Here is a 23772-nt window from a genome sequence, read left to right on the forward strand (position 1 = left end):
TTTTATTTTTAATAAAGAGAGGCTGTTCTTTTTGTGTAAACCATCATCAAGAGAAGAATTCTTTCTAAACAACCAATCTTCTCTATCTGATGGACTGTTTACTTTGTGGTATAATGACGACAAAAGAAGTAGTTTTATTGGAGGAACTTAGATGGCGAAATATACCCCTATGATTCAACAATATTTACAAATTAAAGGGCAATATGAAGATGCCTTTTTATTTTTTCGCTTAGGCGATTTTTATGAATTATTTTTTGAAGATGCCATTAAAGCATCACAAGAATTAGAAATTACATTAACGGGACGTGATGGTGGAACGAACGAAAAAATACCGATGTGTGGTGTTCCATATCATGCAGCGAAAGACTATATTTCCACGTTAATTGAAAAAGGATATAAAGTGGCTATTTGCGAACAAGTAGAAGACCCGAAACAAGCAAAAGGTGTCGTTAAGCGTGAAGTGATTCAACTGATTACACCAGGGACAGTAATGGAAGGGAAACTTCTGAACGAAAAAGAAAATAACTATATTGCAAGTGTGACCGAAGCAAATGATCAGTACGGCTTTGTTTACGCTGATTTATCAACAGGAGAGATAAAATTAACGGTTCTTTCTTCTTTCGATGAAGTGTTGATTGAATGCAGTGCAAATGAAGTAAAGGAATTAATTGTAGATTCATCTGTTTCAGACGAATGGAAAAAACAATTTCAAAAAAAACAGTTTGTTCTATTTAGTACGGAAGAAGAAACGGCAGTTCCAACAGTTTGTTCTTCTTTAGTTCCTTTTACTTCTGCATTAGAACAACGTACAGCAGGTCGACTATTGCAATATTTTATGAAAACGCAAAAGCGATCGTTAGAACATTTACAAACAATCGAACGATATGATGTGGAACATTTTATGAAGCTAGATTTACATGCACGACGTAATTTGGAATTAGCAGAAACGATTCGACATAAAGGGAAAAAAGGTTCTCTATTATGGTTAATGGATGACACGATGACCGCAATGGGGAGCCGGATGATGAAACGCTGGATTGAACGTCCCCTTATTCAAGTAGAGAAAATAGAAAAACGTTTAAACATGGTAGACGTATTAATACAGTCATTTTTAGAACGGACAGAATTACGCAATCGTTTAAAAGAAGTATATGACTTAGAACGACTTGTTGCAAGAGTAGCGTTTGGGAATGTAAATGCCCGTGACCTGGTGCAATTACGAAAAACGCTAGAAGCTGTTCCTGCTATCCGGGCGATTGTGCATCATTTACCGAATAACCAAGCAAAACAACTAGCAGAAAAAATGGATCCTTGTGAATCTTTATGTCAATTATTAAAAAATGGAATTATCGAAAATCCTCCGATGTCTGTCAAAGAAGGTGGAATGATTCGAGACGGGTTTCATGAACAACTAGATCGATATCGAGATGCGAGTCGAAATGGAAAAGCGTGGATTGCGGAATTAGAACAAAAAGAACGTCAGAAAACGGGTGTGAAGTCGTTAAAAGTAGGATACAATCGAGTCTTTGGCTACTACATTGAAGTGACAAAAGCCAACCTTCACTTATTACAAGAAGACGACTATGAAAGAAAACAAACATTAGCAAATGCAGAACGGTTCATTACGCCAGAATTGAAAGAAAAAGAAGCGTTAATTTTAGAAGCGGAAGAAAAAATTATCAGTTTAGAATATGAATTGTTTCAATCGATTCGCGAACAAGTGAAACCATATATTCAAAATTTACAACAGTTAGCAAAAACGATAAGTGAATTAGATTGTTATTTAAGTTTTGCAACAATTAGTGAAAACTATCATTATACAAGACCATTTTTTTCGAATAATGGTAGTTTAATGATTTCTTCTGGGCGTCATCCAGTAGTAGAAAGAGTAATGGATCAACAAGTGTATGTAGAAAATGATGTACACATGAATGAGGAAGACAGGAAATTACTTCTTATAACAGGACCAAATATGTCTGGGAAAAGTACGTATATGCGTCAAGTTGCGTTAACGAGTATTATGGCTCAAATGGGGTGTTTTGTTCCGTGTGAAAAAGCGACGCTCCCTATTTTTGATCAAGTCTTTACTCGTATTGGGGCAGCGGATGATTTAGTTTCTGGACAAAGTACATTTATGGTTGAAATGATGGAAACAAATGATGCGTTGGCAAAAGCAACAAAAAATAGCTTGTTATTGTTAGATGAAATTGGCCGTGGAACGTCCACGTATGATGGAATGGCATTAGCACAAGCCATTATTGAATATATTCATGAGCACGTACAAGCAAAAACGTTATTTTCCACCCATTATCATGAATTAACGAGTTTATCCGATTCGTTACCATCTTTAACAAATGTACATGTTAGCGCGGTTGAAGAAAATGAAACGGTCGTTTTTTTACATAAAGTAAAAGAAGGACCGGCAGATAAAAGCTACGGTATCCATGTAGCAAAACTAGCGAAGTTACCGGAGCCTTTAATAATCCGGGCATCAGAAATACTGAAACAGTTAGAAACAGGCGAACAAAAAGAACAAGTAGAAATGGTGGAAGAAAGAAAGCAAGTGGAGGCAAATGCACAATTGTCTTTTTTTGCTGAAACAGTTCAAGAAGATAAATCAGTACAAAAGCCTTCTATTAACAAAGAAGAAAAGCAAGTTCTTCGTGACTTACAGGAATTAGACTTATTATCGATGACACCGCTTGATGCAATGAATACGTTATATCGCCTGCAAAAAAAAATGAAGTAAAGGGGGCGTATTATGAGTCAAATTGTATTATTAGATGATGCTTTAGCCAATAAAATCGCTGCTGGAGAAGTAGTGGAGCGTCCCGCATCAGTTGTGAAAGAACTAGTAGAAAATGCATTAGATGCTTCTAGTACGAGAATTCATGTAGATATTGAAGAAGGTGGCCTTGCGAAAATCCGGATTGTGGATGACGGGGCGGGGATTCGGGAAGAAGATTGTGAACGAGCATTTATGCGGCATGCTACAAGTAAAATTAAAAATGAACAAGATTTGTTTCATATTCGCACGTTAGGATTTCGAGGAGAAGCATTGCCAAGTATCGCATCTGTTAGTAAATTAACCATCACCACTTCAGATGGAGTAACGTCTGGGGTAAAGTTATATTTAGAAGGTGGAAAAATTGTTCGTACATCATCCGCTCCGTTACGGAAAGGAACGGAAATCGTTGTAACAGATCTTTTTTATAACACACCGGCACGATTAAAATATTTAAAAACGATTCATACAGAAATGGGACATATTACAGATGTGATGAATCGAATGGCTCTTGCTCATCCAGAGGTTGCGTTTTTATTAACACATAACGGGAAAAAATTATTTCAAACGAGCGGGAATGGCCAAATGTTACAAGTCATTCAGCAAATTTACGGTTCATCTGTTGTAAAACAAATGATTCCCATTCATTTGGAATCACTTGATTTTACGTTAGATGGATTTCTTGCTAAACCAGAAATAAATCGTGCTTCTCGTCATTACATTTCGACGCTGGTGAATGGTCGTTTTATTAAAAATTATCCGTTAGCGAAAGCAATTATCGAAGGATATCGAAACCTACTTCCAATCGGACGGTATCCTATTGCCGTTTTATCTATTAAAATGGATCCAATTTTAGTAGATGTCAATGTCCATCCTGCTAAATTAGAAGTTCGTTTTAGTAAGGAAAAAGAATTAAACGAATGGGTGACAGAAGGGATTCGCGAAAAGTTTCGACAAGAAACATTGATTCCAAGTGTAGAACGACCAACATCTGTAAAACAAAAATCAGAACAACAAACATTCACATTTTCTTCCCATCAGCAGCCGCTTATTCCAACTGAATCAGAAATGATTGAAATAAAAGAAACAATTGCACATGTTGAAGAAAAGGGAGTAGTGGAAAAACAAGACGATGTTACGATTACGAATAAATCTGTTCCGATAGACGAAAAATGGGAAGATATTTTAGAAGAGATGGAAGAACAAGAAAGAAGAGAGACAGAAGAAGGAGAAAACGATTCTCGCGTACCGACTTTATATCCAATCGGTCAAATGCATGGTACGTATATTCTAGCAGAAAATGAACAAGGATTATATATTATCGATCAACATGCAGCGCAAGAGCGTATTAATTTTGAATATTATCGTCAAAAGTTAGCTAATCCATCCAATGATTCGCAAGAGTTGTTGCTACCAATTCGGTTTGAATTTACGCACGCAGAAGTGTTAAAAATTGAAGAAGCAAAAGATGAGTTACAAAAAGTAGGTATCTTTTTAGAACCATTTGGTGGTCGTACGTATGTTGTAAAAAGTCATCCAACTTGGTTTCCAAGAGGAGAAGAAGAAACGCTCATCCGGGAAATTATTGATCAAGTAATCGAACAAAATAAAGTGGATTTACAATTATTAAGGGAAGATGTGGCAGCCATGGCTAGTTGTAAAGCATCTATCAAAGCAAATCAACATTTACGCAAAGAAGAAATGTTTGAGTTATTAGAAACGTTACGAAATATGATTGATCCGTTTACTTGTCCCCATGGTCGACCTGTGATGATTCATATCTCGACTTATGACATGCAAAAATTATTTAAACGAGTGATGTAAAAGAATAAGCAAGAATTCTATCAGGTAGGATTCTTGCTTATTCTTTTTTTATTTCTACAACTATTTCCAATGTTGCATTACCTGTAAAATTATGCTTTACTTGATGTAATGAAAAAAGAAACAAAACATTCGATTAGAGGAGTAGAAAATGAAGCAACCACTAGTCGTAATTGTCGGTCCGACAGCGGTCGGTAAAACAAAAACGAGTATCGAACTTGCCAAAAAGTTTAATGGTGAAATTATTAGTGGAGATTCGATGCAAATATACCGTGGAATGGATATCGGAACGGCGAAGATTACAAAAGACGAAATGCAAGGAATTAAACACCATTTAGTGGATATTAAAAATCCAAATGAATCGTTTTCAGTAGCGGAGTTTCAATCATTAGTAAAATATGCAATCAAAGAAATTTCTGAAAAAAATAAACTTCCTATTCTCGTTGGGGGAACAGGGCTATATGTTCAATCTGTTATCTATGATTATCAATTTAATGATGCAAATAAAGACGAACATTATCGCCATGAATTAGAGCAAGTCGCGATGGAAAAAGGAGAGCAATATTTGTACGATCAACTTCAACGGATAGATCTAGAAGCAGCACAATCTATCCATCCAAATAATGTCCGCCGCGTTATTCGGGCATTAGAAGTATATCATGTTACTTCTGTCCCTTTTTCAAAATGGCAAAAGCAAAAAGAGGAATCCCCTTACCAGCTTATCTTGATAGGACTTGAGATGGAACGAGCATTATTATACGACCGAATTAATCAACGTGTCGATGAAATGGTACAAAAAGGATTAATAGAAGAAGTAAAAAAATTTCATGATGCGGGATTAAAGGATTGTCAGTCGCTGCAAGCCATTGGGTATAAAGAAATATACGCCGCGTTAGACGGTGAAACATCTATGGAAGAGGCAATTGCGTTATTAAAACGAAATTCTAGACGATATGCAAAGCGTCAATTTACTTGGTTTAAAAATAAAATGGAAGTGCAATGGTTTGATATGACAAAACAACCATTTGATAAAGTTTTACAAGAAATTTCAACATATGTAGCAGGAAATTGGAAACAAATAAACGAAATATCTAAATGAAACGATTCGTAAGGACTAAGAGGAGGATAAACATGAAGCAATCAATCAACATTCAAGATCAAATTTTAAATCAATTACGTAAAGACAAAGTATATGTAACTGTTTTTTTTACTAAATGGTTTTCAAATACGTGGATTAGTGAAAGCGTTTGATAATTTTACGGTGTTGTTAGAAACAGAAGGGAAGCAACAATTAATTTATAAACATGCTATTTCTACGTTCTCTCCGCAACGACCTGTTCAAATTGACTTTGAATAAAAGAAAAAATAAGTGCTTTCTTCTTAGAGAAGGGCACTTATTTTTTTTGCTTTTTTTCTTGTTCCTGTTCAAAAAAGTGAACGATTCTTTTTAAAGCAATTTCTGTTTGAAAACCGAACTGTGTTTTAATCGTTTCGATTGACTTTTGTTGTTGTAATGCTTTTAAAACAGCGGTATGCCGAAAATGTTGCTGACTTTTTCCTAGTAATCCAGCTCGTTTACATTCTTCACGGATCATTTTTTGAATAGCAATTTTTGTAAGTTTTTTAGGGGAATCTGTTGCATATACCCAACGATACGTATTGCGTTGAAAGTCAAAAGCAACAAAAAATGGATCGGAGCTTCGGTATCTCGGTCGTACAGGTTTTGGAATCGTTTGATAATAATCATATAATACTTTTTTATGAGATGGATGTATCGAAATCGTCCGTCTTGTTTGTTCCTCTATTCCAACATTTATCGTATTCCATTCAAAATGAATATTATTCATCGTTATATTCGTTAGTTCTTGCAATGTTAAGCCATATTCGATTAGCAAGATAAAAATCGATTCATTTCGTGCAATAAGTTTGGATCTAGCTTTTTTTTGGTTGTCTGTTAATCCATCTAAGGAGCGAACGGTATCATATATTTTTTTTGCTTCGTCATCCCTTAAAAAATCATCTTTCACTATTTCTTTTAATTGCCCCGTTTTATATGGTAAGTTAGAAACAGGATTTACATGAAGTACCTTTTTTTTGATAAAATATTTATACAGTTGATTAAGCACAATAAGAATGCGTTGCATCGTTTGAGAAGAGTAATGCTTTTTATCGGTTAAAAAAGTCATATATTTTTTCAAGTCTTCCGTCGTGACAGATTGGAACGTTTGAAACAAATGATTTTGTTTTTCTTTGCTTAACCAAGAAAAGAAATCTTCTAAATCATATGCATATCGAGAAATCGTAGATGCTTTTCGGCCTTTTTTTATGAGTGATTCTAAAAATTCTATTGCGTAAGTTGGCAAGTTACGGTTAGTGATTAATTCATACATGAGTTTTCCCCCTATCTATATTATAATGAAACAAGGTATGTAATGGGAAGGAGTATTATTTTTTGAAAAAGTTATTATGGGTTTTGATGGTCATTGTAATCGTATTATCAGGAATTACGTATTTTCAAAGTGCCACTCCTGTTACAAGTGGTAATTTTTTTGAAACGAATATTGAAAAAAGTCGTTCATTTTACGTATCTTCTGCTTTTAGAACGATGGGAACGTTCCATACGTATAGTGATGCATTAGCGTTTGCGAAAGAAAATGATGCCTCTAAAATTGAATATGGGAAACATAAAATTATTGTCTGGGAAAAAGATAAACGACTTAATGATCATATTTTAATGGATGCTACACATGTTGAACAGATGCCGGAATTACCAAGAGGCTGTGAAGTAACAAGTTTAACGATGCTTCTTCGAACAAATGGGATAGATGTGGATAAAATGACGCTCGCTAATCAAATTAAAAGAGACCCAACACCATATGAACAAAAAAATGGGACCATTTATTTCGGTAATCCAAATTTCGGGTTTGTCGGGGACATGTATTCATTTGAGAATCCTGGATTAGGTGTGTACCATGGTCCAATTCGTATGTTAGCCGAACAATATTTACCCAATGAAATTGTAGATGTAACGGGTGTAGAATTTGATGGTTTATATTATTTTCTTTCCCAAGGATATCCGGTTTGGGTGATTATTAACTCTAGATTCCAAGAACTACCAGAAAACCAATTTCAAACATGGTCAACACCAATTGGAAAAGTAAAAATCACCTATCGGGAACATTCGGTACTTATTACTGGTTATGATTCGCAATATATTTACTTTAATGATCCTTTAGCCCAAACAAAAAATAGAAAAGTAAATAAAGCAAACTTTGCTGCTGCTTGGAAACAAATGGGTTCTCAAGCGATTGTTGCTATTACTGATACGAAACCTGCTATTATTGAATAATAAACTTATTTTTTATAATAGAAATCGCCTCATCGAAATTCATGATAGATGAGGTTTTTTGTTTATATAAAGTTATTTTCTAACTGTTTCTAACGTACTGTCCGTTAAAGAAAGAGATACCTTATCCTTTTTAATCGAACATTTCTTTCTAGGCGTTTGTCACAAATATAACTTCTTTGCATATACATATTTTAAGAGTACAAAAAGAGGTGATGATTGTGATTCCACCTATAACACTGAGGGAAAATGGGCAAATTAATGTTATTTTAAACGGAGAACGAAAATTAACAGTAGAAAGTAATGAACGAGTGAAAACAGAATCAGAGCAAGAAAATCATCATCCGCTTCAATGGATGAAAAAAGAGTTAGATGCACTAGTAGGGTTAGAATCATTAAAAACGACGGTTGAAGAAATTTATGCATGGGTGTATATAAACGAAAAAAGAAAAGAAAAAGGATTAAAAACGGATAAGCAAGTACTTCATATGTTATTTAAAGGAAATCCAGGGACGGGTAAAACGACAGTTGCACGCTTAATCGGCCAGATGTTTCAAAAAATGAAAGTATTATCAAAAGGTCATTTAATTGAAGTAGAACGTGCGGATTTAGTTGGAGAGTATATTGGACATACGGCACAAAAAACGAGAGAGTTAATCAAAAAATCATTGGGAGGAATTTTATTTATTGATGAAGCATATTCTCTTGCTCGTGGTGGAGAAAAAGATTTCGGAAAAGAAGCGATTGATACGTTAGTAAAAGGGTTAGAAGATAAAAAAGATGAATTTGTGTTAATTTTAGCAGGATATAAAGAAGAGATGGACTTTTTTTTATCTTTAAATCCTGGATTACCATCGCGTTTTCCGATTAAAGTAGAATTCCCTGATTATACGGTAGATGAACTGTTAGAAATTTCGCGACGATTAATTGCTAGTAAAGACTATCGTTTCCATCCTGATGCTGAATGGAAATTAAAGGGTCATTTAATAAAAATAAGAAATCAACCCGAAGGACGATTTAGTAACGGACGCTACATTCGAAATATTTTAGAAAAAGCGATTCGGAAACAAGCATTGCGGCTTCTACAAGAAGCAAAAGAAACAAAGTCGGATTTATTACTTATTCGTCCAGAAGATTTATCGTTTGAAGAAGAAACCTATTCGTAAACGGAGAGGTTTCTTTTTTCATAATGGAGAAAAAGTTTGTTTTTTGTTAAGATAGGAGCAGTAAAGATGAAGGATGGTTGACAAATTTGGAAAAAGAAAAAGTCATAATAATCGGATGTTTTACAGGAGAAGATGAATGTGATTTTCGACAGTCGATGCATGAATTAAAACGTTTAGCAGAAACAGCGGGAGGAGAAGTCGTTTTATTGATTACCCAACGATTGTACCAACCGAATCGTGCGACTTATATTGGAAAAGGAAAAGTAGTAGAAGTGCAACGTGCGATAGAAGAAGTAGAAGCAGACGTTATTATTTTTAATGATGAATTAACGCCAACACAAATTCGCAATTTATCTAATTCATTAGATGGGAGAGTAATCGACCGAACACAATTAATTTTAGATATATTTGCTATGCGGGCAAATACACGAGAAGGAAAATTACAAGTAGAGTTGGCTCAATTAGAGTATTTACTTCCACGAATTGTTGGACAAGGGGCAGCGTTATCAAGGCTTGGAGCCGGAATCGGTACAAGAGGACCAGGGGAAACAAAACTAGAAACAGATCGACGTCACATTCGAAAGCGCATTACGGAAATTAAACGACAATTAGACCAAATCGTAAAACATAGAGAGCAATATCGAAAGAAGCGGAAAGAATATGGCACGTTTCAAGTAGCACTAGTTGGCTATACAAACGCCGGGAAATCTACTATTTTCAATCAATTAACAAATGAAGGAACGCTTGAGGAAGACTTATTGTTTGCAACACTAGATCCATTAACAAGAAAAATAACGCTTCCATCTGGTTTTCAAATATTAGTAACCGATACGGTTGGATTTATCGAAAAATTACCGACAACATTAGTTGCTGCTTTTCGATCTACACTAGAAGAAGTAAAAGAAGCGGATTTTATTTTACATGTGATTGACCGGTCCAATCCACAATATGGAGTGCATGAAAAAACGGTATATGAGCTACTAAAACAATTAGATGCTATCTCGATTCCACGCTTAGCTGTTTACAATAAAAAAGATATACCAAATGAGTCATTTATACCATCAGTGAGTGAAGATTATGTCGTTATATCTGCATACGAAGAAAAAGATATCGAATCGTTAAAAATGATGATGGAACAAGAATTAAAACGTCAATGGTCTTTTTATGACGTTATGATTCCGCTCTCAAATATGAAATTATTGCATCGTTTAAAAGAAGAGACGATTATCGTAAAAGAAGTATTTGTAGAAGACAAAAACGAATATGAAGTTCATGGTTATGTTAGAGAAGAACACCCACTACACACTATTTTAGTTCATAAAGGAGAATAATTGATTTATGTTTGAACAACTAGAAACAAATCCAACATTAAAACAAATCGTAGAAGAAGTAGAAAAACAAATTCGACCTGTGCATAAAAAAATTGAAAAGATTGCCGAAAAAAATCAATATCGGGTATTACGAAGTTTTAAGAAAAATCGTGTTAGTGATTTTCATTTTCAAATGTCTACGGGATATGGGTATGATGACCAAGGAAGGGATACGTTAGAAGCGGTCTATGCAGATGTTTTTGGCTGTGAAAGTGCACTCGTTCGACCTCAAATGATTTCTGGAACGCATGCGATTGCAACGGCTTTGTTCGGTGTATTACGCCCAGGTGATGAGCTAATGTATATTAGCGGTAATCCGTATGACACGCTTGAAGAAATTGTTGGAATTCGCGGAGAACAAAATGGTTCGTTAAAGGAGTTTAACATCTCCTATCAAGCAATTCCATTATTAGAAGATGGAAAAGTGGATTTTGAATCAGTGAAACAAGCGATTAGTAAAAAAACAAAAATGATTGGTATTCAGCGCTCGAAGGGATATGCAAATCGTCCGTCTTTTACCATTGCAGAAATAAAAGAAATGGTGGAGTTTGTGAAAGGAATAAAAGAAGACGTGATTGTCTTTGTAGATAATTGTTATGGGGAATTTGTAGAAGAATTAGAACCGACGCATGTAGGGGCTGATTTAATGGCTGGCTCTCTGATTAAGAATCCGGGGGGAGGGCTTGCTAAAGTTGGTGGATACATTGTTGGACGCGAAAAATTAGTGGACTTATGCGGCTATCGATTACTTTCTCCAGGGATTGGGAAAGAAGCGGGAGCGACACTCTACAGTTTGTTAGAAATGTACCAAGGTTTTTTCTTAGCTCCACATGTTGTGAGTCAAGCGTTAAAAGGAGCGGTTTTTACTGCAGCATTTTTAGAACGATTAGGAATGAAAACAAACCCAACATGGGATGCTGTTCGTACCGATTTAATTCAGTCAGTAGAGTTTAATCAGCCAGAACGTATGATTGCTTTTTGTCAATCGATTCAACAAGCATCGCCAGTAGATGCGTATGTGACACCGGAACCTAGTTATATGCCAGGTTATGAAGATGACGTCATTATGGCAGCGGGAACCTTTATACAAGGATCAAGTATTGAACTATCAGCAGATGGACCAATTCGACCGCCTTACGTAGCGTATGTCCAAGGTGGATTAACGTATGAACATGTGAAAATTGCAAATATAGTAGCTGTGCAATCATTGATGGAAAAAGGATTTTTACACATTTAAACAGAAAAAATTTTAAAAAAATGATGTCAGATTATCTAACATACGTTGACAACGATAAAAAAACATTTGTATACTATAATAGTTAGTTCGCAAAGGAGTGTATGTTGTGAACGATGAAATTCGTCGTAATATGCCTTTGTTCCCTATTGGAATTGTAATGGAATTAACACAATTATCTGCACGTCAGATTCGTTATTACGAACAACATGGATTAATTCATCCTTCTAGGACAGAAGGAAAACATCGGATTTTTTCATTTAATGATATCGATATATTATTAGAGATTAAATCATTAATCGAAAAAGGTGTAAATATAGCAGGCATTAAAAAACAATTCGCAATGAAAGCACAACAATTAAATCAACACATATGTAATTCCAATAAGCAAGTGATTTCGCAGGAACAATTAAGGAATCGTTTACGTAGTGAGTTGTTGCAACAAATAGGTAGGAGTGGAAAAACATCACTTATTCAAGGAGAATTATCTCGTTTTTTCCATTAACACATAAGATTAGCTTTTTAAAAAACCAAGGAGGACTATTTTAATGGCATCAAAATATAGTAGAGAAGACATCACCAGAATGGCGAAAGAAGAGAATGTGAAATTTATCCGTTTGCAATTTACTGATTTACTTGGCGTAATCAAAAATGTGGAAATACCAGTTACACAATTAGAAAAAGCTTTAGATAATAAAATGATGTTTGATGGCTCTTCTATTGAAGGATTTGTTCGTATCGAAGAATCAGATATGTATTTATATCCAGATTTAGATACATGGGTTATTTTTCCTTGGACAAGCGAAAAAGGAAAAGTGGCACGCTTAATTTGTGACATTTATAATCCAGACCATACTCCATTTGCAGGAGATCCTCGTGGTATTTTAAAACGCATGTTAAAAGAGATGGAAGAACTAGGATTTACGAATTTTAACATTGGACCAGAACCAGAATTTTTCTTATTTAAAAATGATGAAAATGGGGAACCAACGTTAGAATTAAACGATAAAGGTGGCTATTTCGACTTAGCACCAACTGACCTAGGAGAAAATTGCCGTCGCGATATCGTATTAGAACTAGAAGAAATGGGCTTTGATATTGAAGCTAGTCATCATGAAGTGGCTCCAGGTCAACATGAAATTGACTTCAAATATGCAGATGCGGTAAAAGCTTGTGATGATATTCAAACATTTAAATTAGTAGTAAAAACGATTGCCCGCAAACATGGTTTACACGCTACGTTTATGCCTAAACCACTGTTTGGAATGAGTGGAAGTGGCATGCATGCAAATGTTTCCCTTTTTAAAGGAAATGAAAACGTATTTTATGATCCAAATTCAGAAACGCGCCTTAGTGAGGTTGCCTTTCAATTTGCTGCTGGAACATTAAAACATGCACAAAGTTTTACTGCCATTTTAAATCCAACAATAAACTCATATAAACGTTTAGTACCTGGATACGAAGCACCTTGTTATGTAGCTTGGTCTATGAGAAACCGATCACCATTAGTGCGCGTACCGTCTTCACGTGGTTTAAGTACACGTATTGAAGTTCGTAGTGCAGATCCATCTGCTAACCCATATTTAGCAATGGCTGTTATTTTAGCAGCAGGTTTAGACGGAATTAAAAATAAATTAACTCCACCAGAACCGGTGAATCGTAATATTTACGTAATGGATAAACAAGAACGAATGGAAGCAGGCATTTTAGACCTTCCTGAAACATTAAAAGAAGCAATCGAATATATGCTAAAAGATGAAGTCATTACAAGTGCATTAGGAAGCCATGCAGTGGCTCATTTCGTAGAAGCAAAAACGATTGAATGGGATATGTTCCGTACACAAGTACATCCTTGGGAACGTGAACAATATTTAACGATGTATTAAAAGAGGGACCCCTTGATACTATTGGTGTTAAGGGGTTTTCATTTAATTGATTTTTCGATATTTAAATTTTTGCCCTGTTCATTTTGCCCCATTTTTGTCCCCCCTAAAAAATATTTTTTGTGTGCTCTTCAAATTTTTGAATCGCATCATTTTCGATTTTTTTACTAACGTGTGAATATACATCAGATGTGATTTGTATAGAATTATGTCCCAAGGCCTCTTGAATGTATTTCATTTCAACTTTTGATTCCAACATTAAGACAGCATGTGTATGGCGTAAACTATGGATGCTAAGTGTAGGTAGTTCAGCTTTTTTAAGTATTCTGCGAAAAACATTAAAAAGTGTTGATTTGGGCAATGGTGTACCATCTTCTCTGCAAAATAATAAATTAAGTTCGTTATGGTAAAGCGATTTTAATCGTTTTTTATGATGCTCTTGTTGCGTTTTATGAGCTTTTAATTCTTTTGCAAGGCGACGAGTAATCGGTATTTCACGGGTTGATTTGTACGTTTTTGTGTCGCCGAATAATTCGTCATTTGCTTTTGCTTCATAATCAATTGTTTGATCAATGCGGATGCGATAATTATCAAGATCGACTTTATCCCATTGTAATGCTAATGCTTCTCCTTTTCGCACCCCTGTTTCAATTAAAAATCAAAAAAATAAGTAATAGGTATAGTTGTCCACGATAGCCGCTTTTAAAAAATCATCAATTTTATCATAAGGAATAAAACGAACATTGTCAGACTTATTTTGCCTTTTTTTCTTTTCTTTTTCAGTATAAATGGAAACACCTTTACATGGATTATGTTCAATTTTCATTTGTAATTTAGCTTTTTCCATCGCGGAATACAATGTTCCGTGAATAATTTCTACTGTTCTTTTTGAACATCCCTTATCAATTAAGTGATTGATAAATTTTTGGTGCAGATTATATGTAACATCTGTGAGTAAAATATTCTGATCATAAGGAACAATGTGATTTTCTATATTTCTTTTATGTAAACGATACGTTTTTTTTGCCACTTTTCCTTCTTTATAATTTTTTAACCAATAATACAAAAACTCTTTTAGTTTTTCATCTTTGACTACATCATATCCAAAATCAATAGTCCTTTTTATTTTTTCATAGGCTTTCACTGCTTCAGGTTTGGATTGAAACCCTTGTCGTTTAATTTCTCGTCGTTTTCCGGTTATTTTATCTCTGTATTTAAAACGAAAAGACCAATTCTTTGGAGATACTTTCTTAAAACTTGCCATAATAACTACTCCTTTTCTTTGATTTATTAAAATAAAGACAAGAACGTATATTCTTATTATAACATGGAGTAGAAAAAGAGTTATAGAAGAATTAAAGTCAAATAGTTTAATGCTTTTTTATGCAAAGTTTTAGGTAAACTCATTAGACATGTTATATTTTTGTGTAAAATTATACGTCTAATTATTGGACATAAAAATTGACGGAAGCTTTGTATTTCTATTTTTATTGTCCAATGTTTTGACAATACTTTTGACTAAGAAGTTGATGTGTCTATTGACTTGACATAAAAATAGAATAAAAAGGAAGGGAAAGAGAAGTAAAAGGTCTTGTTTTTACCGGAAAAACAGGGATTTCGTTGTTTCTGTCTAGTGATTGGACAAAAAAACGCAAGTTTTGACAGGGGAGCAGTCTAAGCTCTTGAAAAAGATGAATTATGAAATTGATTCAGTTAACTAATATTTTTTTATTTCTGCAAAGTATTTTATTCCTTCTAAAGAAAACTTATAATTAAACCTATTAAAACGCTTGAAACAAGCCATGTCATGATTATTTTTCCCTTTGAATTTAACTTATTAAAAAATAAAACATGTATTATTGATAATATAAAGAGGTTTAGAAAAAAAGCAAAATAGTAAATAATTATATAAATCATCCATAACTGATTCTGAATTACGTCCGAAAAGGACGTTGTTACAAATAGAATGATGAAAAATATGAAAGATACAATCAGTAAAATAAATAAAACGAAAAACATTTTTCTCCAAATAGGATGTTTCATAAAATTGGAATTTGTTTGAGAAAAATTATAAAGGAGGAGGTTACATGTAAGAAAGATGATTGTGCTTATAAATAGAAAAAACATTTTTTTAATAAAAGTGCTATCGATGGTAATTACAGAATTTGTATTCTTCATTAACAAGTTCACAAAAATCGCTAAAATAAACACAAAAATAATGATAAGTAATTGCTTTAACCAATATGTTTTTTTTATTTCACTTTTACTTTTTATTTTAATAATAGTATTCCTCTCCTTTACACTTGAAAGTAAGTGTGGATCTAAGTCAAGATTTTGGACACAAAAAGATTAAGTTTTTTTCTACACAATGTGGAGAAATTGACCCATGGATGTTGCGCCACAAAAATGTGGGTGGGAGATTGGCTCTTACCTCATGTCTTATGCTGCTGCACGACACATTTGTTCCAACGCATCGGGTGTCATATAGCCGATGCGCCCATGAATACGCTGGCGATTATACCAACCCTCGATGTATTGAAACAGGGCAATTTTCGCCGCCTCATAGCGGTCATATTTTGTTCGGTATACTTCTCCTTTTTTCAACGTGGCATGAAATGACTCGATACAAGCATTGTCATATGGGCATCCCTTGCGGCTGAATGAAGGCACCATTTCATATTTTTTCAGTTGCTGTTGATAAGCTTCGCTTGTGTATTGCGTACCTAAATCTGTATGCATAATCAGCCCTGGTCCTGGCTTTTGAGCGTGGACGGCGTTCTTTAATGCATCTAGCACAATGTCCGTTGTCATCGTCCAGGCAAATTTGTAGCCAACAATTTTTTTTGTATGCAAATTCCTGATGGATGCTAGGTAGCACCACCCATCTCGCAGTGTATGAATATACGTAATAGCAGCTACCCTTTTTTCATTGATTGTTGTCGTAGTAAAATCTTGCTCTAGTACGTTTTCACGCTCCTCCACTGGTCCAGATGTTGGTGTAGGACGGTATTTCTTCGTAATCGTTGATTGAATGCCGGCTTCTTTCATGAGACGTTGTACGCGTTTGATCCTGCATGAATAACCTTCTTGTTGTAATCGAGCGTGGATTTTAGGCGCACCATAACGGCCCTTGCTTTTTTGATGAATGGCTTTGATGAGCTCCAACAGTTCCTCGTTGGCAACGTAATAGCTATTCGGCTTCTTGTGAAACGCTTGATAATACGTACTTTTAGGCATCTTTAATACACGACACATCACTTGAATTGGGTAATGCTCGCTCTCTTGGGTAATCAGGTCGATCAGTTCTTGCTCGTCTATTTTCTCGCGAATATGGTCATAGCTTTTTTAGGATTTCTAGCTCCTGCTTTAATCGAAGATTTTCTTTTTGGATTGCTTCAACATCCGACACAGTTAACTCCTGTGTGCCTTCGATTGGAGAATGTTGCTTAATCCATTTATAAATCGTTACTTCTGAAACACCTTATTCGCTAGCGAGTTGACTGACTGATGTACCTGTGCGGTATAGCTCTACGACTGTTTGTTTAAATTCTTGGTTATAACGTTTTTGATTCACTTTTCGGACACGACCTTTCGTTCATTCCATTGTATTGACTTAACCAAGTTGTGTCCATACATCTATACTACATCTAGTAGTTGTTCATCAATATAAAGTTAAAAGTGACTGGGAAAACCCGCATTCTACTGTTTTTAACAACTTTATTTCAGAAATGAGTACATGTGGTCCCAAGGGAAATAAAAGGTAAAACAACTTTACAGTGGTCTTGCATATAAAATGTTGGAAGTAACCTTGAATGCTCAATGAATACCGTAAAGTGCTTTGCGGATATACGCATACAATCTTACGGTGAAACATTTAATAAAATACGATAAAATGAGGAATATATTAGACCATAAAACTGCTTTGTAAAATTCAAGGAGGCATGCAATTGAGTGCCATTCAGTCTGAGAAGATAAGAAAGTCATTATACACTATTATCAATGAGAAAGTTAAACAAAATGAATTGAAAGAACAGCTTTTAGAGTTTGTTGATTATCAATCAAAACAAGCATTTCCTTTTGGGGAATTGCTTGTTTTGCACTACAATATATTTAACGGAATAGAAAATGAAGAAATTTATTTGGTTGCAGCTGCAGTTGAAATGTTAATATTATCTTTCGATATGTTGGATGATTTTGAGGATGGTGATTTTAAAGATAAACCTTGGGCAAATGATTCTAATTTAGCTTTAAATTCAACAACAGCTCTACTTTTTTTGAGTGCAAGTGTTATAAGAAATTCAGGCTTTAAAAATAAGGATAAAGGCATCTCTATTCTGTTAAATTATGCTCTTCAATCTATAAACGGCCAGCATAAGGATCTTCTAAATATTTGTAGGAATGAAGCTGATTACATAGATATGACTATTCAGAAGTCTGGTTCGTTGGTTGCTCTATCTTGTTTAGTAGGCTCAGTCCTAGCAACAGAAGACTATCCAATTGAAGTGGAAACCTATTCAAGATACATTGGCTTTATAGGGCAAATTAATAATGATTTAGCAGATATAAAAACATGGAATGAAAAGAATGACTTAATAAATAAAAAATTCAGTCTTCCTATCATCTATTTATTGAATTACAAGGATGAAGAACTTAATTTTATTCATGATTATTACAACAATAAAGTAGAAAAAAGTGAGATAATAAAGAATCAAGAGCTCATTTCTAAAAAGTTTTTTAAGACAGGGGCTATAACTTATACAGAAGTAATTAAGAAGGTATACCAAAATAAGACAATAGATGCGTTAAAGAGGCTTAATATTGATCAAGATTATATTGATTTCCTATTAAAATACATTTAATTAGTTGGGGGAAGTAAAAAATGCAAGATACTATTCAGTTTCTAATCAATAATGCTGATGTTTTAAGCAAAGTAAAAGAGGGAACAGCGAGTCTAGTTGGAGTTAGCGCAGAGGAGTTAAAGGCAATTTTGGAAGTGTTCTTTGAAGGGCACGTTACTCAAAAAGCTTATTATTGGCAATAAAAAGTTTAAAGCCGGGATAAATATCCCGGCTTTTTTAAAGGGAGTTATAATGAAAAGGTATAATAAATTTAATGTCGTTGGATTACTTCCGATTTTATTCGTATTGGGATTAACTGCTTACTTTACAATAATTGTCTTGAAATTTCCATTAGTCGGGATGGAAGTAACAGAAAAGAATAATCAATGGATAGTAGAAAAAATATATGAAAATGGCTGGGCCTCACTTCAACCGTTAGACGAAGGAGTTATATTAGAGCTTGTCGACGGGAAAAAACCAGAAAATCATTCTACTGTAGTTTTGTTTAATAGGGTGGAAATGGCAAATACGATAACAATCTTGGATAAAAACTTAAAAAACAAAACATTCTCCATCTCGTATAGCCACTTGGACACACAGCGTGTAATATATTTACTTTTACCATTTTTATTTGCTGTTACGACTATAACATTAAGTGTTTTTCTTTATAAGAGGAAGAAAGACGATCAGTCAGCAGTATTACTTATTTATTTTTTATCGGCAATAGGAGTTAGTTATCTAAGCGCCTCTGTGTCTGCTCGGGGAGATATTATTGGAAGAGTTTCAAATACGATAACGTTACCGGGCTCTTTGATTCTATTTGTTCATTTTTTAAAAAGATATTTATTAAGATTCAATCTAGTGTTTATAAAAACCAAATCATTACTAATATTGTATGTACTCAATTCTATAGTTATTTTGATGATGGTGATTAGCCTTACGTTTAAATTAAATTTCCATATTAGAATCATTCAATTGCTCTTTTTCTTATTATTGATATGTTACCTGCTTTTTCATCTAATCCGATTTTATCTAAAAAATAAGAATTCTGAGGGGAATAACGTTTTAAAAATCCTTTGGATTACTTTATTTTCAGCTTTTAGTCCTTTTGTCTGTTTATATGTGATTCCGATTATCCTTTTTAAAAAGGAACTTGTTTCGGCAGAAACTACAGCCATTTTCTTAATTATTATCCCAATTGTTTTTGTTTATTTACAACTGGCAGAAAAGTTATTCGATATTGAATTTTTATTGAGCAGACTACGATATTACTCTTTACTATCTTTCCCGTTTACTGTTTTTATCATTTTATTGTTAAGTCTCATTCTTAATATTGAACTTTTCTCCGGTTTGACCTTTATTATCTTTTTTCTTTTATTAATATGTACTACATTATTTTTATATGTGAAAGAATATCTGGATTATAAAATAAGGCATCATTTATTCTCACAAAAAAGTAATTTTGAAACAAGCTTATATACTTTTTTTCAAAGGGCAAAGTATGAAACAAAGGTAAATAGTTTAATTACCAATCTTATGAATGAAATTAGAGATGTGTTAATGGTGAAAAAGGTTTTTTATATTGAAGTAGTTACAGAAAATGATGGGATAACCTGGTTACTGAAGAATAGAAATAATTACCCACTTTCCTTTGTTGAAGGTTTAGAAAAAATAAAGTGGGATAATTATCATATCGGATCTTTGAATGAAATAATGGATGGATTTGGGATAGTAATTGGTGGTGACCGCAAAAATAAAAATATTATATTTTGTGGTATGAAGAGATCCAAAACAAATTTAAATATCCAGGAAAGAATTTGGCTCGAAACACTGGCATATTTTTCGAGTATCCTTCTTGAAAATTTCCAATTAATCGAAGGTCTTTTTGAAAAAATCGAGGATTACAAGGAGGGTAGGGAAATGGAAAATAGCAATTATCCCTATTGGTTTTCAAGATTAATGTTCTCTTTATCAGAAAAGGAAAGGGCAAATCTATCAATTGATTTACATGATTCGGTTCTTCAGGAACAATTACAGCTTCTGAGAGAAGTTGAAAAGATAAAAGGTAAAGTTTCAGATACATCCATTAAAAATGATTTACTCGATCTTAAGGAAAGAATGCTTGATAACATCCATTTAATTAGGGAAACATGTAATGAGCTTCGACCGCCTTTTTTGAGTGAATTAGGGATCATTCAATCTATTCAAAATTTAATCGAACAGACAAGGCTTCGCTGTAACTTTATTTTAAAATCTGAATTAGACCATTCGATTCAAATTCTGGATAAGGAATATGAATTAACCCTGTATCGTGTGGTACAAGAGCTTTTAAACAATGCAATGAAACATTCCTTAGCCTCTGAAGTTATGGTATCCTTACGGAAGAATAATCAAAGCATATCTTTGGAATACCGTGATAACGGAAAAGGGATCGATATGACACAACTAAATGACTCTTTTAAAACAATGGGAATTTTCGGAATTAGAGAACGAGTCAAAAGTATAGGCGGAACGATTGACGTAGACTCTGCTCCGGGAAAAGGAACTCAGGTGCTCATCGAAATAAAAACAGGAGGTAGCGTGAATGATTAATGTATTAATCGTGGATGATCATCCTGCCGTTGGCGAAGGAACTAGGGCCATCATAGAGCAAGAAGAAGATATGAAGGCGAAGGTTATTCCGGATATTGACAAATTTTTAGACATAATTAAAGAAGATAAATATGAAATTTATTTAGTAGACTTATATATGCCGAAAATAAATGGTATTGAACTCACAAAAATGATTTTACAAGTTGATCCAGACGCAATTATTCTCATTTACACTGGATTTGACTTAGTGTCACATTATAATTTATTAATTGAGGTTGGAGTAGCAGGGTTTATTAGTAAAACTACATCACCGGAACAATTGATCACTGCAATTAGATGCGCATTAAGGGAAGAAGCAGTAATTCCTCTTCAATTATTAAAACAATTAAGAAGATTGGATGCTGGACCTTCATCTAGTGAAGGACAACAGAATTTAGGGGATATTACACTATCAAGTAAAGAACAGCAAATACTAGATGGAATTTCAAGAGGTTTAACAAATAAGGCGATTGCAATTGATTTATCAATGAGTCAACGAACTATTGAATACAATTTAACTAAAATTTTTTCGAAACTTGGGGTTGGTTCAAGAACTGAAGCATTATTAAAGGCGAAAGAATTTGGCTTATTATCTCTACAGATAGAAAAGAATGATTAAATTTAAGGAGCTTGCAATGGCAGGCTCCCTTTATTTTGCGGTCTTTTCGGGAAATATCAATTTATTTTTTAGTGGTAATTTTTTTGCATTCCATCTGTATATTTCGTAAGCTTCTCATAAAGTCTAATCAATATACAATACAAGGTGCTAAGCTAAATAATAAATCTACCTTTCAGAGAAAAGTAGTACATACAACAATATAGTGGGGTAAACATGCTTATTAGTAAATTTATTTCCACATAAAAGGGTTCGGTAAACCGCAATTCAATTTACGGTGAAATAGGATGGAAATTATGCGAGGATAAAAATGTAAGAAACATCTTTGTTATCACATCAAAGAATTGCAAATATAAAATAGGATAGATGTGGTTTATGAAAGGAGAAACTTGTAGTAATTATTTAATCTTTGCAACAAAATAAATTTTTTGGAGGAGAAATAATGAAGAAGAATAAGTTAGTAAAAACTGTTGGTGCATTACTCGTCGCTGGTATTATTGGAGGAACTTCTATCGCTAGTGCTAACGTTGGACAAGTCAATGCTTATGATGTAACGTATCAAGGAAAAGAAGTTTATACAGGTTATGTTAAAAAAGTGAAAACAGTTAAAAAGGGTGCTGTAAACCTTCAAAATGATAGTGGTACAGCTTATATAACTGCTACAATGAGAAACTCGGATGGAGCATCTAGGGGAGTTGCTTATGCCCAAAGAGGAAAGCGAGTAGAATTCGATAATACAGGATCAGTAAACTATGTATATAGATTAGGATTAGTAAAAACTAATGCAGGTTCTCCAGTGCGCGTTGTAGGTACATGGTCACCAGATAATTCTCAATAAAATGATAATCATAGCTTAGGAGAAGAAGATGAAAAGGATAGATCGATTAAGATTCATTAATAAGTATACTCTACTTTCAATGTTACTTTTGTTCAGCAGCTTGGTATTGTCTTGGTTCTTTTCAAGCGAAATTTACTACTGGTTATTTATAGCTGATTTCCAAAATGAACCTGATCTTATTGGGCTTGACCCTAGAGAGACAGTACTAAAAATGTTGAATCAGTTAAGAAGTTGGGAGGCATATATTGACTTTGCTACAAGATACACAATATATTTTTTCCCTATTTTTCCCTTGCTGCCAATTATTCAGTACTATAATGAAAAGAATGGATATTTTAATTATGCAAGCATACGATTGAAAAATTTCAAAAAGTATATGTTTACAACTATCTTAAAATATTCATGCATATCTGGACTATGTGTGACGATCACATATATCGTTTATTTCTCTATAGGCAATCTATTAATAACTGAACATCTAGATTACGTGGGGAATTTTGCGCATATTTTTGGTGAATCATTCTATAACGATCATCCTTTTCTCTTCTATTTATTTATGGCTACCACTATATATTTTGCCATAGGGTTTACCTTTGGCATGATGGGTATTGCAGTAGCAGAATGGACGGAAAAAAGCTATTTAATTATCGTCATTCCATTGGTTTACTATATAGTAATAGGTAATTTAGCAGAGACTTTTCACCTTCCATTGCTTAATATTATGCAAGGTGTTGTGGCTTATAATACATTGTTTCAGACATATGAAATCTTTGTTCCTTTAATCATTCCACTAATACTTTCAGTAGGTTCAATAGTATATAGATATTCAAAAGGTGATTCACATTGATAATTAATAAATCTCTTTACGCATTGTTTTTATCACTTATGTATTATATGACAGTCCGGTTATTTGTTATTTACGGGTTAATGAGTGAGTTTACCTTACTTGGAGAAAGTTATCAAGCAGTATTTGCCTTTTATCTGACTTATTTTGCATTCATATCTGTTTATTATTCAGATATGATAAATTCGATGACGTTAGTAAGATATAAAACATATACAAAAGCAATATATGAAATTACTAAGATTTTAGTTAAAGATAATTTAATTTTTACAACAATATATACGTGTATTATTTTATTTATTTTGACCCTAAATCAAAGAGAAATAAGCATATTCTACTCTATAAAATTCTATATTCTGATCAATATTTGCCTTCTATTGATAGGAATATTGTTAGTAAC

At 33.7% G+C, this 23772-nt stretch carries 18 protein-coding genes and 2 pseudogenes; 16 read left to right on the forward strand and 4 right to left on the reverse strand.

Going from position 1 to position 23772, the window contains the following annotated elements:
* Positions 1-151: 151 nt before the first annotated feature.
* The 4 genes and pseudogenes from mutS (at position 152) to hfq (ending at position 5963) form a co-directional block, all read left to right on the forward strand.
* Positions 152-2749 carry a DNA mismatch repair protein MutS gene (gene mutS, locus BN1372_RS05985; RefSeq protein WP_062197937.1) on the forward strand — a complete coding sequence of 866 codons (2598 nt, stop codon included), beginning with the start codon at positions 152-154 and terminating at the stop codon, positions 2747-2749.
* A 12-nt stretch (positions 2750-2761) separates the two neighbouring features.
* Positions 2762-4609, forward strand: a complete 1848-nt coding sequence (gene mutL / locus BN1372_RS05990) for a DNA mismatch repair endonuclease MutL (protein ID WP_062197938.1) — start codon at positions 2762-2764, stop codon at positions 4607-4609.
* A 148-nt stretch (positions 4610-4757) separates the two neighbouring features.
* A complete protein-coding gene (miaA, locus tag BN1372_RS05995; RefSeq protein WP_062197939.1) occupies positions 4758-5705 on the forward strand; it encodes a tRNA (adenosine(37)-N6)-dimethylallyltransferase MiaA in 948 nt (315 codons plus the stop codon).
* A gap of 32 nt (positions 5706-5737) precedes the next feature.
* Positions 5738-5963: pseudogene (hfq, locus tag BN1372_RS06000) on the forward strand (RNA chaperone Hfq).
* 37 nt (positions 5964-6000) lie between these two features.
* On the opposite strand, the gene BN1372_RS06005 reads toward hfq, so the two are convergent.
* Positions 6001-6996 (reverse strand): tyrosine-type recombinase/integrase, encoded by a 996-nt coding sequence (locus BN1372_RS06005; protein WP_062197940.1) that lies wholly within the window; start codon positions 6994-6996, stop codon positions 6001-6003.
* A 62-nt stretch (positions 6997-7058) separates the two neighbouring features.
* Between BN1372_RS06005 and BN1372_RS06010 the strand changes: the two genes are divergently transcribed.
* The 6 genes from BN1372_RS06010 (at position 7059) to glnA (ending at position 13608) form a co-directional block, all read left to right on the forward strand.
* Positions 7059-7955, forward strand: coding sequence for a C39 family peptidase (locus BN1372_RS06010; protein ID WP_062197941.1), 897 nt, complete (start codon positions 7059-7061; stop codon positions 7953-7955).
* A gap of 212 nt (positions 7956-8167) precedes the next feature.
* A complete protein-coding gene (spoVK, locus tag BN1372_RS06015; protein WP_062197942.1) occupies positions 8168-9118 on the forward strand; it encodes a stage V sporulation protein K in 951 nt (316 codons plus the stop codon).
* A gap of 86 nt (positions 9119-9204) precedes the next feature.
* A complete protein-coding gene (gene hflX / locus BN1372_RS06020; protein WP_062197943.1) occupies positions 9205-10449 on the forward strand; it encodes a GTPase HflX in 1245 nt (414 codons plus the stop codon).
* A gap of 7 nt (positions 10450-10456) precedes the next feature.
* Positions 10457-11725 (forward strand): methionine gamma-lyase family protein, encoded by a 1269-nt coding sequence (locus BN1372_RS06025; RefSeq protein WP_062197944.1) that lies wholly within the window; start codon positions 10457-10459, stop codon positions 11723-11725.
* A gap of 106 nt (positions 11726-11831) precedes the next feature.
* A complete protein-coding gene (locus BN1372_RS06030) occupies positions 11832-12227 on the forward strand; it encodes a MerR family transcriptional regulator (protein ID WP_062197945.1) in 396 nt (131 codons plus the stop codon).
* 43 nt (positions 12228-12270) lie between these two features.
* Positions 12271-13608 (forward strand): type I glutamate--ammonia ligase, encoded by a 1338-nt coding sequence (gene glnA, locus BN1372_RS06035; protein WP_062197946.1) that lies wholly within the window; start codon positions 12271-12273, stop codon positions 13606-13608.
* Between the two features lie 103 nt (positions 13609-13711).
* Here the strand turns inward: glnA and BN1372_RS15720 are convergent, their stop codons facing one another.
* The 3 genes and pseudogenes from BN1372_RS15720 to BN1372_RS06055 form a co-directional block, all read right to left on the reverse strand.
* A complete protein-coding gene (locus tag BN1372_RS15720) occupies positions 13712-14257 on the reverse strand; it encodes a site-specific integrase (RefSeq protein WP_325062694.1) in 546 nt (181 codons plus the stop codon).
* 6 nt (positions 14258-14263) lie between these two features.
* Positions 14264-14869, reverse strand: coding sequence for a tyrosine-type recombinase/integrase (locus BN1372_RS15725; RefSeq protein WP_062197948.1), 606 nt, complete (start codon positions 14867-14869; stop codon positions 14264-14266).
* A gap of 1175 nt (positions 14870-16044) precedes the next feature.
* Positions 16045-17179 (reverse strand): annotated as a pseudogene (locus BN1372_RS06055) (IS3 family transposase).
* Between the two features lie 373 nt (positions 17180-17552).
* Between BN1372_RS06055 and BN1372_RS06060 the strand changes: the two are divergent.
* The 6 genes from BN1372_RS06060 (at position 17553) to BN1372_RS06080 (ending at position 23375) form a co-directional block, all read left to right on the forward strand.
* Positions 17553-18464: a polyprenyl synthetase family protein gene (locus BN1372_RS06060; protein WP_062197951.1), complete on the forward strand. Its 912-nt coding sequence runs from the start codon at positions 17553-17555 to the stop codon at positions 18462-18464.
* Between the two features lie 20 nt (positions 18465-18484).
* The gene (comX, locus tag BN1372_RS14550) at positions 18485-18646 is read left to right on the forward strand and encodes a competence pheromone ComX (protein ID WP_074018138.1); all 162 of its coding nucleotides are present in this window, start codon (positions 18485-18487) and stop codon (positions 18644-18646) included.
* Complete coding sequence (locus BN1372_RS06065) at positions 18606-21035, forward strand: sensor histidine kinase (RefSeq protein ID WP_147515346.1); 2430 nt, start codon at positions 18606-18608, stop codon at positions 21033-21035. Before comX ends, BN1372_RS06065 begins: the two co-directional genes overlap by 41 nt.
* Positions 21028-21693 carry a response regulator transcription factor gene (locus tag BN1372_RS06070; RefSeq protein ID WP_062197953.1) on the forward strand — a complete coding sequence of 222 codons (666 nt, stop codon included), beginning with the start codon at positions 21028-21030 and terminating at the stop codon, positions 21691-21693. The genes BN1372_RS06065 and BN1372_RS06070 overlap by 8 nt, the downstream gene beginning before the upstream one ends.
* Positions 21694-22132: 439 nt before the next feature.
* Positions 22133-22528 carry a hypothetical protein gene (locus tag BN1372_RS06075; RefSeq protein WP_062197954.1) on the forward strand — a complete coding sequence of 132 codons (396 nt, stop codon included), beginning with the start codon at positions 22133-22135 and terminating at the stop codon, positions 22526-22528.
* 28 nt (positions 22529-22556) lie between these two features.
* On the forward strand, positions 22557-23375 hold the full coding sequence (locus BN1372_RS06080) for a hypothetical protein (RefSeq protein WP_062197955.1): 819 nt from the start codon (positions 22557-22559) through the stop codon (positions 23373-23375).
* Positions 23376-23772: the final 397 nt, after the last annotated feature.

This window comes from Massilibacterium senegalense (assembly GCF_001375675.1).
Classification (GTDB): domain Bacteria; phylum Bacillota; class Bacilli; order Bacillales; family Massilibacteriaceae; genus Massilibacterium; species Massilibacterium senegalense.